Below are 10998 nucleotides of genomic sequence, written 5' to 3'. Positions count from 1 at the left end.
GTGAAATTATGCAATCAATCGGCGATATTATTAATAATTTAAATCCAGAAATTGCTAAAAAGCATAATTTGGCACAAATTTACCAACAGGTTTTGGCGGATAGAAATGTGCAGCAGTTTTTGAACCAGCACAAAGGTCAAATTACATCCGAAATGATCAAGAAGAGCTGGTCGAATTTATACGAATATTACTTGGCACAACACAAGCAAGACCCCGTAACAGCGGGTTATCGACCAGAACTGTTCTTAAATGATCATGCAATTGATTTGCGTTATGTACCCGATGAAAACAAAATTGAACAAAGCTTGCGCGCTAATACTAAGAAGCATTTGCACCTGATTAATTTGCCAGAAACGTTGCATGATGTGCGCTTGAGTCAAGTGGATGATACAGCTGCAGGACGTGGACCAGCATTGGCAGCTATTGGTAAGTTTTTGGCTGGCTATTCCCAAAATCCTCACGAGCAAGGGCTGTATCTATCAGGAAGTTTCGGCGTTGGTAAGACATACTTATTAGCTGGAGTAGCAAATTCGGTTGCAGCGATGGGTAAGCAGGTAGTCTTTTTACATGTGCCGACATTTATCGCTGGTTTATCCAGCCATTTTGAAGATAATAGCTTGCAAAAAGAAATTGACCGCGTGAGCCAAGCTGATGTATTACTACTAGATGATATTGGTGCAGAAACTCTGAGCCAGTGGTCGCGTGATGATGTCCTAGGTGTAATTCTGCAAGCGCGGATGGATAATGTTCTGCCGACATTTTTCTCATCGAATTTTGCGATGGCTGACTTGGAAGACCATTTTAAAGAAACCAAAAATGCTCTTGATCCAATTAAGGCCAAACGCCTGATGGAACGGGTGCGGACACTGGCTAAAGAAATAGTCGTGTCGGGACCCAATCGCCGGCATTAATTTATTTTTAATCAAATTCTATTAAAAAGTTCTTGCATTTAACCGTTGTTTGCGTATAATTAAGTGCAATGAATGAACATGATGTTGCTCAACTCAGAGAAAAGGACGCTTTTTCTGGAAGTCCTTCATGAGCAAGACCCCACTCATTCTACTAATAAAGGTTTTAACAAAGGCTGGATTCCATTATCAATCTTAAGAGAGGGTTAGAGATGCTCTAATCTATTTGGGTGGAACCGCGCTAATATACGTCCCAGTGCTTAATTGCACTGGGGCTTTTTTTGTTTATGGAGGTAAACATGAGTTTTTCAATTACTTTGCCTGATGGGTCAAACCGTGACTATGACCACGCTATTTCAATTGCTGATTTAGCACATGATATTTCAACTTCACTTGGTAAGGCTGCAATGGCCGGAAAAGTTAACGGCGAATTGAAGTCAGTTGATTACGAATTAAATGACGATGCAGAAGTAGCAATTATTACTGATAAAGATGAAGACGGCTTGAACGTTTTACGTGCAACTGTTGCCTTTGTCTTTGAAGCAGTTGCTAAAAAGGCTTATCCAGAATTACGGATAGGTGAGCACGCTGCAGATAACGACGGCTTTTTTGTTGATACTGACAAGGCAAACCAAATCAAGATTAGTGAATTACCACAATTAGAAAAGGCTATCCAAAAGGCTGTTAAGAGTGGCGCTAAGATTGAACAAGTAGAGATATCTAAGAGTGAATTAGAAAATATTTTCAAAGATGACAAGTTCAAGTTGGAATTACTGCAGGCTGAACCAAGCGACACAGTTGCAGCATATAAATTAGGTGACTTTGTTGACTTTGGCTTCGATGCACTTTTGCCAAATACTGGTAAGATTAAGCAGTTTAAATTGCTCAGTGTTGCCGGCGCTTATTGGCAAGGACAATCTTCCAACCCAATGTTGCAAAGAATTTCAGGAACTGCCTTTTTCAAGAAGGCTGACCTTGATGCCGACATTAAACGACGCGAAGAAATTAAGGAACGCGACCACCGGACAATCGGCCGCGACCTTGACTTATTCTTCGTTGACCCTAAGGTTGGTGCTGGTCTTCCTTACTGGATGCCAAAGGGTGCAACCATTCGCCGTGTGATTGAACGCTACATCATTGATAAAGAAGTTGCTCGCGGTTACCAACACGTTTACACACCCGTATTGATGAACTTGGATGCTTACAAGACTTCAGGTCACTGGGCACACTACCGTGATGACATGTTCCCACCAATGGACATGGGCGACGGCGAAATGCTTGAATTAAGACCAATGAACTGCCCATCACATATTCAAATTTACAAGCACCACATTCGTTCATACCGTGAACTGCCAGTTCGAATTGCTGAACTTGGGATGATGCACAGATATGAAAAGTCTGGTGCTCTGTCAGGTTTGCAACGGGTTCGGGAAATGACTTTGAACGATGGTCACACTTTTGTTACTTTAGATCAAGTCAAAGACGAATTTGCTAGAACTTTACAATTAATCATGGATGTCTACAAGGACTTTGACATTACTGATTACTACTTCCGTCTTTCATACCGTGACCCGAAGAATACTAAGAAGTACTTCGCAAACGATGAAATGTGGGAAAGAAGTCAATCAATGCTTAAAGGTGCCATGGATGACATGGGTCTTGACTACGTTGAAGCTGAAGGTGAAGCTGCTTTCTATGGTCCTAAACTTGATATTCAAACTAAGACTGCTTTGGGTAGTGACGAAACCATGTCAACGATTCAACTTGACTTCATGTTGCCAGAACAATTTGACTTAACTTACGTTGGTCAAGATGGTGAAGAACATCGTCCAGTTATGATTCACCGTGGAATTGTTGGTACGATGGAAAGATTTATCGCCTACTTAATCGAGATTTACAAGGGTGCCTTTCCAACTTGGCTTGCACCGGTTCAAGCAGAAATTATTCCAGTTAACCTTGATGCTCATGGCGATTATGCTAAGAAGGTTCGCGACGAACTCAACAAGCGTGGCTTCAGAGCAGAAGTTGACTTTAGAAATGAAAAATTGGGTTACAAGATTCGTGAAGCTCAAACTCAAAAGATTCCTTACACTCTTGTTTTGGGTGATAAGGAGATGGCAGATAACAGTGTTAATGTCCGTCCTTACGGTACTGACAATGAGATTGCCAAGAGTTTAGATGAATTTATTAAAGAAATTGATGCTGACGTTAAGTCATATTCACGTGAAAAATAATCAGCAATAATAAGAATTAGAAAACGTATTAATAATTTCGGCACTTTTAAATTTAAAAAATCTAAAAATATTGTTCGTCGAGTTACAACAGTGGTGTAGACGATTGGCTTTATTGGATTTTAGCTAGCTGAGTGTTCAATTTGATACTTAAATTTTCTACTAATAAGGAGAAATTTATGTCGATGATCGAATTCAACAATGTGCAGAAATTTTATGGTAAGTTTCATGCTTTACGCAATATTAATTTAAAAATTGATAAGGGCGAGACTGTCGTTCTCATTGGGCCTTCTGGTTCTGGTAAAAGTACGTTAATTCGCACGATTAATCAGTTGGAATCAATTGAAGGTGGTCAATTAATCGTCAATAATCACGATTTATCGGATTCCAAGACAGATGCAAATATCTTGCGGCGGGATGTTGGGATGGTCTTTCAGCACTTTAATCTTTATGCTAATAAAAATGTGCTGGAGAATATTATGCTGGCGCCAAGGATTGTCAGTCATATGCCAGAAGCTGAAAACAAACAGCGCGCGATGAACTTACTAGAGATGGTTGGCTTAGCTGATAAGGCGCAAAATATGCCGCGCCAACTATCAGGTGGGCAAAAGCAACGGGTGGCAATTGCCCGGTCGCTAGCCATGCGTCCGAAGCTGCTACTATTTGATGAGCCAACTTCAGCGCTTGACCCCGAAATGATTGATGAGGTATTGCAGGTCATTAAAAAGGTGACAATGGCTAGCGAAATGACGTCATTAATTGTGACGCATGAGATGGGCTTTGCTAAGGAAGTTGCTAATCGCGTGATTTTTATGGATCAAGGTCATATCGTCGAAGATGATGACAGTCAAGCTTTCTTTAACCAACCTCAGACTGAACGTGCACAACAGTTTTTAAGCAAAATCATTGCGCATTAAGGGGTGACCATGATGAAAAAGAAATTTTGGTTAGTCCCGTTACTGTTTTGCATGTTGCTTCTATCAGGCTGTGGTCAAAAGGTGGCAGACCAAGCGGTTTTAAAAAATGCGCAGAGTTCTAAGACGATTACTTGGGGCGTGGAAGCAGATATGAAGCTGTTTAGTCTGATTGACGTGCGTGATAACGCCCATAAGGGCTTTGAAATTGACCTTGCCAAAGCAATTACCAAGCAAATCTTGGGACCAAGTGGTCATGCCAAGTTCGTAACGGCAACCGCGCAATCGCGTATTCCATTACTAAAAAACGGTAATGTGGACGCGGTAATTGCGACAATGTCAATTACTCCTGCTCGTAAAAAAGTAATTGCATTTTCTAATTCGTATTTCAATGCGGGCGAGTCGCTGCTCGTACCAGTTCATTCTCGTGTTAAAAACGTGCATGATTTGAATGGTAAAACTGTTATTGGAATTGTTGGTGATAATTCTTCTGAAGTAGTTAAGAAGTTTGCGCCCAAGGCAAAGGTAATTGGGATGCAGAATTATGGTCAAGCAGTTAGTGCTCTGAAGTCGCACCAAGGTGATGCCTTGGTTTCAGATAATGGAGTGCTTTACGGCTTGGCAGTCGAAAATCCTAGCCTTGTTGTAACTGGTGGTACTTTTACTAAAGAGCCTTATGGCATTGCGATTAATAAGCAGCAAAAGCCCTTTGAGCGAGCTGTCAATCGCGCAATTGTCCAGTTAGAGCATAGTGGGGAATACAATCATTTAATTAAAAAATGGTTTGGCAAAGTTCCCGGATTTAACTACAAGGAGATGGATCAACGATGATTAACATTTTTATGCATTTTGGTAATCAGCTGTTAGTTGGTCTGGGTTGGACGTTATTGTGCAGCTTGATTACCCTAGTTTTCAGCTTAATAATTGGTACATCACTTGCGCTATTGCAAATGCTGCCAAGTAAACTAGTTCACTTTTTGTGCCGAATTTATATTGAAGTTTTTCGTAATATTCCTTTGCTAGTAATTGTGATGTTCTTCTATCTGATTATCCCGCTGTACTTCTTTAAGATTAACGGTTTTACTGCGGGAACAATTGGGTTGACACTCTACACATCGGCCTTTATTGCAGAAATTATCCGCTCGGGGATCCAATCGGTGGAAGCAGGACAATTAGAAGGTTCGCGTTCAACTGGGATGACCTACTGGCAGGCAATGCGTTATGTTGTCCTGCCCCAAGCATTTAAAATCGTTATACCGTCTCTTGGCAATCAATTTGTCAATCTGATTAAAGATTCCTCTATTTTGGCCTTTGTGGCCGGCTTTGATTTGCTTTATCAAGCTAATGCAATTGCATCAACAACGTTTGATACAATCAATAGTTACCTGGTGGTTGGCATTTTATATTTGCTGTTAACAATGCCGCTAAGTTACTACATGCATTATTTAGAGAAAAAATTGAGTTAGGGGGGCAAAACGATGCAAACTTGGATTAACGCCTTTTCCTGGATTAATATTAGATTTTTACTACTGGGATTGAAGGTTACACTTGGTATCTCCGTAATTGTAATGGTTTTGAGCTTTGTAATTGGCTCACTAATGGGGATTTTACGGTTCGCTAAAATTAAATATATTTCAGCAACAGTTGGCTTTATTGTTGATGTTGTTCGCAACTTGCCGTTATTATTAATTATTTTCTTTACTTATTTTGGCCTGCCAAACTTTGGCTTTAGACCCGATGTGATTCCAGCTGCAATTATTGCGATGACAGTTTTTGAGTCCGGGATGATTGCAGAAATTGTGCGCTCGGGGATACAGTCGGTCGCAATAGGTCAAATCGAGGGTGCCCGCTCAACAGGGATGAATTTTGCGCAGGCAATGTGGCACGTTGTGTTGCCGCAAGCGTATAAGCACATGATTCCAACACTTGTTAGCCAGTTAGTATCGCTAATCAAAGATACGTCGCTAGCAACCATTATCGTTGTTCCCGAAATGACCCAGCAAGCACAGATTGTTTATGGTCAGAACGCTAACTTTACATTGCCGATGTTTGTGGCTTTGGCACTACTTTATTTTATAGTTTGCTTTGCCTTGTCATTAGTCGGCAGCGTAGTTGGTAAACAACTGAATTAAATTTAAGAGCGATGCTTCCAGATAATTGGTTTAATAGTTACTGGGAGCATTTTTTGGCCAGTTAAAAATAATTTGATAAAATAAATTGTCTTAATATAAATTTAAGGGTCAATTAAAGCCAAATCAGATAAATAAATGATTGTTATTGACAAAGGTATGTAGTTGGTACTATAATTACTTATTAGTTGAGAACAAGAAGAAGCTCCCGCTTCTCGCCTAAGTTAAGTTGACCTCTGGGCTAATCGATATTTTCTGTTGATTAAGAGCGGGTACTTAATACCCGCTCTTTTCTTGTCCTCAAATTAACACGGAGGTGAAGAATTATACCAAGGAATTTAATATTAAACGACCAAATTCGTTCACGCGAAGTTCGTTTAATTAATGCAGATGGTGATCAAGTTGGTGTTGTAACTAAGACTGAAGCATTACGGCAAGCAAGTGTTGCGAATTTAGATTTAGTTCTGATTTCGCCTAATGCCAAGCCACCAGTTGCTCGCATCATGGACTATGGTAAGTACCGTTTTGAACAGCAGAAGAAACTCAAAGAGTCTCGTAAGAAGTCCAAATCAGTCAGCGTTAAAGAAATCCGTTTAAGTCCAACCATTGAAGGTAACGACTTTAACACTAAGTTAAAGCACGCACAAAAGTTCCTCACTAAAGAGGGTGCTAAAGTTCGTGTTTCGATTCGGTTCAGAGGTCGTGCAATCACCCACAAGGAATTAGGACGTGAAGTGCTGGAGAAGATGGCTGAAGCCACTTCAGATATTGCTACTGTGATTAGCAAGCCGAAGATGGAAGGTCGTTCAATGTTCTTGATACTCGCTCCTAAGAGTGACAAAAAGTAAAAACTAGTTAATTTGGAGGAATTGAAAAATGCCTAAAATGAAAACCCACCGCGCTTCTGCAAAGCGTTTTAAGAGAACTGCTTCTGGTGAATTAAAGCGTCATCACGCATTTACTGGCCACCGTTTCCACGGTAAGACCAAGAAGCAACGTCGTCATTTGAGAAAGGCTGCATTAGTTTCACGCAGCGACTTGAAGCGCATCAAACAGATGCTCTCTCAAATGCGTTAATTATCAAGTTAGACGAGAACAACGATATTTAGGAGGAATTTCAGATGCCAAGAGTTAAAGGTGGAACAGTAACACGTAAACGTCGTAAGAAGGTTATGAAGCTTGCCAAGGGTTACCGTGGCGCAAAGCATATGCAATTTAAGGCTGCAAGTACACAATTATTTGTATCTTACAGATATGCATTCCGTGACCGTAGAAGACGTAAGAGCGAATTCAGAAAGTTATGGATTGCTAGAATCAATGCTGCAGCAAGACAAAATGATATTTCATATTCTAAGTTAATGCACGGCTTGAAAGTAGCTGGTGTTGATATTAACCGTAAGATGTTAGCTGACATTGCTTATAACGATTCAAAGACTTTTGCACAATTAGCAGAAACTGCTAAGAAAGCTTTAAATTAATTCAAAAATGGCGCTTATGGCGCCGTTTTTTTATGTCAAAATTTATGACCTTGACGTCATTTTTTGATATATTAGACTAAGAAGATGGCAGAAAAGGGGAGCTAGATGATATTCAGGCCACGTTACACAATTGATACAATCTATCATTTAGATACTGATGTACTGCACCAGATGGGAATTAAGGCAGTGTTTTCGGACTTAGACAATACTTTGCTTGCATGGAATGAGTTTGAAACGGCTAAGAAGATGGACCAGCTTAATCGGCGGCTAGCAGCTGCTGGGGTAACACTTGTTGTTATTTCAAACAATAATGCACTCAGAGTGGGCAAAGTACTTAATCCGTATCATATCGAGTTTGTCGCTAAAGCTAGGAAGCCATTGCCATTTGCAATTACAAAAAAGCGTAAGGAAATGGGCTTAACTAAGAAGCAGGTAATGATGGTGGGTGACCAGTTAATCACGGACATTCAAGCGGGTAACCTAGCTGGCGTTGAGTCAGTACTGGTTAAGCCATTAATTGAAACAGATAAGTGGAATACTCGGATTAACCGGTTTTTGGAAAAAATTATCTTTTTCTTTTTAGCAATTTCCCACCGGGTAAGTTTTAAGGAGACATTAAAAAATGGATGATATTATTTGTATCGGTTGTGGCGCGCAGCTGCAATCCGACAATCCCAAGGGAGCAGGTTATTTGCCAGCTTCACGGCTTAAGAAGGCACTTGAGAGCGAAGACGAGGGCAACGATATTTATTGCCAGCGCTGTTTTCGCTTACGACATTATAATGAAATCATGCCGGTTGATGTTGATAATGATGACTTCTTGGCCCTACTCAACTCTTTAGCCGAGAAGAAGGCATTGGTGGTTAATGTCGTTGATTTGTTTGATTTTACCAACTCACTTTTATCGTCAATGAAACGGTTTGTTGGTGACAATGAGTTAATTTTAGTCGGCAACAAGTTTGACCTTTTCCCACTTAATTCACGCGAAAGCAAAATTAAGGATTGGATGCGGCAGGAAGCAAATCGTGTTGGGCTTTTTCCCAAGAAAATTTTCTTAGTTAGTGCGGCTAAAAAGAAAAATTTAACTAATTTAATTGCTTATTTGGATAAGAAGTCTCGCACGGAAGATGTATATTTTGTCGGAATGACCAATGTTGGTAAATCAACGCTGCTTAATGCAATCATTGACAAGATGGGTGATGTCAAGAACTTGATTACGACGTCACGCTTTCCGGGGACAACACTTGACCGAATTGAAATTCCGTTAGAAAATGGTCACTTTTTGGTTGATACACCAGGAATTATGTCCGAAAATCAATTGGCAACACACCTTGAGCCGCAAGATTTGGCGGCAATTTCACCGCAAAAGCCACTTAAGCCGGCAACTTACCAGTTGAAACCAGGTAACACGCTCTTTTTGGCAGGATTAGGCCGGATAGATTATTTGAAGGGTGAGCCAACCAGCTTTACGGTCTATGTTGCGCGAAATTTATATGTTCACCGGACAAAGACAGAAAATGCGGATGAATTTTACCAAAAGCATGTGGGTGACCTGCTAACACCGCCGTCAGAGGGGGAAGACCTGCCTGCACTCAAGGGTCAAGAAATGCATCCGATTTATAAGAGCGATCTATTATTTGGCGGCATTGGCTTTATCACGGTGCCTGCCGATTGTTTAGTCAAAATATACACGCCTGACAAGATTGGTTTAGGAATTAGACGCGCGTTAATTTAGAGGCGAAGAATGACGTTTGCAAAAAGTATTGAAAAAAAGCCGGTAGTTCAGGTTAAAGAAGAAAAAATTCCGCAGTCCCAAGGATTGCAAATTGGGATAATGGGCGGCACTTTTAATCCCGTTCATTTAGCTCATTTGGTCGTAGCTGACCAAGTCCTAACTAAGCTGCATTTAGATGAAATCTGGTTTATTCCAACAAATATTCCACCTTTAAAAGATAAGCCCACTGTATCTGCAGAAGATCGGGCGAATATGCTCGAATTGGCAACGCAAGATAATCCGCATTTTCATGTAAAATTATTTGAACTGTTTCGCGGCGGTGTTTCGTACACTGTTGATACTCTGACTTATTTGCATGAAAAAGCACCACAAAATCATTATTATTTGATTATGGGCAGTGATCAGGTTAATAATTTAAGTGAATGGAAAGAGCCACTTAAATTAGCTCAATTGGCAACTTTGGTTGGTATTAGGCGTCCGGGATATGAGCAAAAGGCGCAACTGCCAATTATTTGGGTTGATGTTCCAGCAATTGACTTAAGTTCAAGCTCAATTAGGCAAACAATTGCAATGGGCGGCTCAATTAGATATTTAGTTCCAAAACTGGTTAGCGATTATATTCATCGAAAGGGACTCTATTATGACTGATTTATTTTTTGCAAACACTTATTCACCTTTATCAAGCAAGGAAATTATCGCTAAAGAAAAAGCCAACATGGATGCATCTAGGTTTGCGCATTGTGTGCGTGTGAGCCAAACCGCGCAAAAATTGGCTCAGCTCAATCATTATGATGAAGATAAGGCTGCGTTAGCTGGTTTTGTCCATGATTATGCCAAACAGGTCCCAGTTGCAGAATATCGTGAAGTGATTAAGTCGCAGGGCTTTGATCAGGAGCTCTTAAATTGGAATCGTGCAATTTGGCACGGGATTGTTGGCACGTACTTTATTAAGCGCGATTTGCAAATCACTGATAGTGAAATTTTAACGGCTGTTGACCGACACACGACTGGTGATACTGAAATGACGACTTTAGATAGGATAGTCTTCATGGCTGATTTCATTGAGCCTGGCCGCGATTTTCCTGGGGTTGAAGAAGCACGCAAGGTAACATTTGCCAATTTAGACGCTGGTGTGGGCTACCAGCTAGCACATAGCCTCAGCTTTTTAGCTGAAAAAAGAGATAAGATTTATCCGCGCACGTTTAAAGCATATAATGTGTGGAGTATTAAAAATAATTAAGGAGAAAAATTTGACTAGTAAAGAAATTTTGACTTTTGTTTTAAAAGCCATCAGCGACCGCCACGGTGAAGATACTATTGCCTATGACATGCAGGGAATTAGTATCTTGGCTGATTATTACGTAGCAACCAGTGCCGGTTCTAATCGGCAGCTGCACGCAATTGCCAATGCAATTGTTGATGAGGCGCATCAGGCTGACTACTATGACTATCGCATTGAAGGGTCAAGCGAGTCTAACTGGCTCTTGCTTGACTTGGGCGATGTCGTTGTCAATGTCTTTACCGAAGAGGCGCGCGATTTTTATAATGTAGAAAAATTGTGGTCAGAAGGTAAGCAACTAGAAATAAAGGAAGACTAGCTGAC

At 40.6% G+C, this 10998-nt stretch carries 14 protein-coding genes and 1 other annotated feature; all 14 genes read left to right on the top strand.

What is annotated here, in order from left to right; translation table 11 throughout:
• The first annotated feature begins 8 nt into the window (after positions 1 to 8).
• The 14 genes from dnaI (at position 9) to rsfS (ending at position 10993) form a co-directional block, all read left to right on the top strand.
• Positions 9 to 911: a primosomal protein DnaI gene (gene dnaI / locus OZX76_RS06720; protein ID WP_277178921.1), complete on the top strand. Its 903-nt coding sequence runs from the start codon at positions 9 to 11 to the stop codon at positions 909 to 911.
• A 296-nt stretch (positions 912 to 1207) separates the two neighbouring features.
• Positions 1208 to 3142: a threonine--tRNA ligase gene (thrS, locus tag OZX76_RS06715; protein WP_277178919.1), complete on the top strand. Its 1935-nt coding sequence runs from the start codon at positions 1208 to 1210 to the stop codon at positions 3140 to 3142.
• A 176-nt stretch (positions 3143 to 3318) separates the two neighbouring features.
• Positions 3319 to 4056 (top strand): amino acid ABC transporter ATP-binding protein, encoded by a 738-nt coding sequence (locus tag OZX76_RS06710; RefSeq protein ID WP_277178917.1) that lies wholly within the window; start codon positions 3319 to 3321, stop codon positions 4054 to 4056.
• Between the two features lie 12 nt (positions 4057 to 4068).
• Positions 4069 to 4884 carry a transporter substrate-binding domain-containing protein gene (locus tag OZX76_RS06705; RefSeq protein WP_277181518.1) on the top strand — a complete coding sequence of 272 codons (816 nt, stop codon included), beginning with the start codon at positions 4069 to 4071 and terminating at the stop codon, positions 4882 to 4884.
• Positions 4881 to 5519, top strand: a complete 639-nt coding sequence (locus OZX76_RS06700; RefSeq protein WP_277178915.1) for an amino acid ABC transporter permease — start codon at positions 4881 to 4883, stop codon at positions 5517 to 5519. The genes OZX76_RS06705 and OZX76_RS06700 overlap by 4 nt, the downstream gene beginning before the upstream one ends.
• A 12-nt stretch (positions 5520 to 5531) precedes the next feature.
• Complete coding sequence (locus OZX76_RS06695; RefSeq protein ID WP_277178913.1) at positions 5532 to 6185, top strand: amino acid ABC transporter permease; 654 nt, start codon at positions 5532 to 5534, stop codon at positions 6183 to 6185.
• 187 nt (positions 6186 to 6372) lie between these two features.
• Positions 6373 to 6483, top strand: a sequence feature (ribosomal protein L20 leader region).
• Positions 6484 to 6505: 22 nt separating this feature from the next.
• Positions 6506 to 7030: a translation initiation factor IF-3 gene (gene infC / locus OZX76_RS06690; RefSeq protein ID WP_277133715.1), complete on the top strand. Its 525-nt coding sequence runs from the start codon at positions 6506 to 6508 to the stop codon at positions 7028 to 7030.
• Positions 7031 to 7058: 28 nt separating this feature from the next.
• Positions 7059 to 7259, top strand: coding sequence for a 50S ribosomal protein L35 (gene rpmI, locus OZX76_RS06685; protein ID WP_122018520.1), 201 nt, complete (start codon positions 7059 to 7061; stop codon positions 7257 to 7259).
• Between the two features lie 44 nt (positions 7260 to 7303).
• Complete coding sequence (rplT, locus tag OZX76_RS06680; RefSeq protein WP_277131488.1) at positions 7304 to 7660, top strand: 50S ribosomal protein L20; 357 nt, start codon at positions 7304 to 7306, stop codon at positions 7658 to 7660.
• Between the two features lie 105 nt (positions 7661 to 7765).
• Positions 7766 to 8290 carry a YqeG family HAD IIIA-type phosphatase gene (locus tag OZX76_RS06675; RefSeq protein WP_277178911.1) on the top strand — a complete coding sequence of 175 codons (525 nt, stop codon included), beginning with the start codon at positions 7766 to 7768 and terminating at the stop codon, positions 8288 to 8290.
• Positions 8283 to 9395 carry a ribosome biogenesis GTPase YqeH gene (yqeH, locus tag OZX76_RS06670; RefSeq protein ID WP_277178909.1) on the top strand — a complete coding sequence of 371 codons (1113 nt, stop codon included), beginning with the start codon at positions 8283 to 8285 and terminating at the stop codon, positions 9393 to 9395. The genes OZX76_RS06675 and yqeH overlap by 8 nt, the downstream gene beginning before the upstream one ends.
• Before the next feature lie 9 nt (positions 9396 to 9404).
• Complete coding sequence (locus OZX76_RS06665; RefSeq protein WP_277133457.1) at positions 9405 to 10043, top strand: nicotinate-nucleotide adenylyltransferase; 639 nt, start codon at positions 9405 to 9407, stop codon at positions 10041 to 10043.
• Positions 10036 to 10635, top strand: coding sequence for a bis(5'-nucleosyl)-tetraphosphatase (symmetrical) YqeK (gene yqeK, locus OZX76_RS06660; protein ID WP_277178907.1), 600 nt, complete (start codon positions 10036 to 10038; stop codon positions 10633 to 10635). Before OZX76_RS06665 ends, yqeK begins: the two co-directional genes overlap by 8 nt.
• Before the next feature lie 10 nt (positions 10636 to 10645).
• Positions 10646 to 10993 (top strand): ribosome silencing factor, encoded by a 348-nt coding sequence (gene rsfS, locus OZX76_RS06655; protein ID WP_277142441.1) that lies wholly within the window; start codon positions 10646 to 10648, stop codon positions 10991 to 10993.
• Positions 10994 to 10998: the final 5 nt, after the last annotated feature.

Source organism: Lactobacillus sp. ESL0677 (assembly GCF_029392875.1).
Classification (GTDB): domain Bacteria; phylum Bacillota; class Bacilli; order Lactobacillales; family Lactobacillaceae; genus Lactobacillus.
The sequence above is the reverse complement of the archived record's forward strand: the minus strand, read 5'-3'. Positions and strand labels throughout refer to the sequence as shown.

Bases quoted from the DNA above. Each gene is read 5' to 3' on its own strand.
- dnaI (WP_277178921.1), top strand. From the start codon at position 9: ATGCAATCAATCGGCGATATTATTAATAATTTAAATCCAGAAATTGCT.
- thrS (WP_277178919.1), top strand. From the start codon at position 1,208: ATGAGTTTTTCAATTACTTTGCCTGATGGGTCAAACCGTGACTATGAC.
- OZX76_RS06710 (WP_277178917.1), top strand. From the start codon at position 3,319: ATGTCGATGATCGAATTCAACAATGTGCAGAAATTTTATGGTAAGTTT.
- OZX76_RS06705 (WP_277181518.1), top strand. From the start codon at position 4,069: ATGAAAAAGAAATTTTGGTTAGTCCCGTTACTGTTTTGCATGTTGCTT.
- OZX76_RS06700 (WP_277178915.1), top strand. From the start codon at position 4,881: ATGATTAACATTTTTATGCATTTTGGTAATCAGCTGTTAGTTGGTCTG.
- OZX76_RS06695 (WP_277178913.1), top strand. From the start codon at position 5,532: ATGCAAACTTGGATTAACGCCTTTTCCTGGATTAATATTAGATTTTTA.
- rpmI (WP_122018520.1), top strand. From the start codon at position 7,059: ATGCCTAAAATGAAAACCCACCGCGCTTCTGCAAAGCGTTTTAAGAGA.
- rplT (WP_277131488.1), top strand. From the start codon at position 7,304: ATGCCAAGAGTTAAAGGTGGAACAGTAACACGTAAACGTCGTAAGAAG.
- OZX76_RS06675 (WP_277178911.1), top strand. From the start codon at position 7,766: ATGATATTCAGGCCACGTTACACAATTGATACAATCTATCATTTAGAT.
- yqeH (WP_277178909.1), top strand. From the start codon at position 8,283: ATGGATGATATTATTTGTATCGGTTGTGGCGCGCAGCTGCAATCCGAC.
- OZX76_RS06665 (WP_277133457.1), top strand. From the start codon at position 9,405: ATGACGTTTGCAAAAAGTATTGAAAAAAAGCCGGTAGTTCAGGTTAAA.
- yqeK (WP_277178907.1), top strand. From the start codon at position 10,036: ATGACTGATTTATTTTTTGCAAACACTTATTCACCTTTATCAAGCAAG.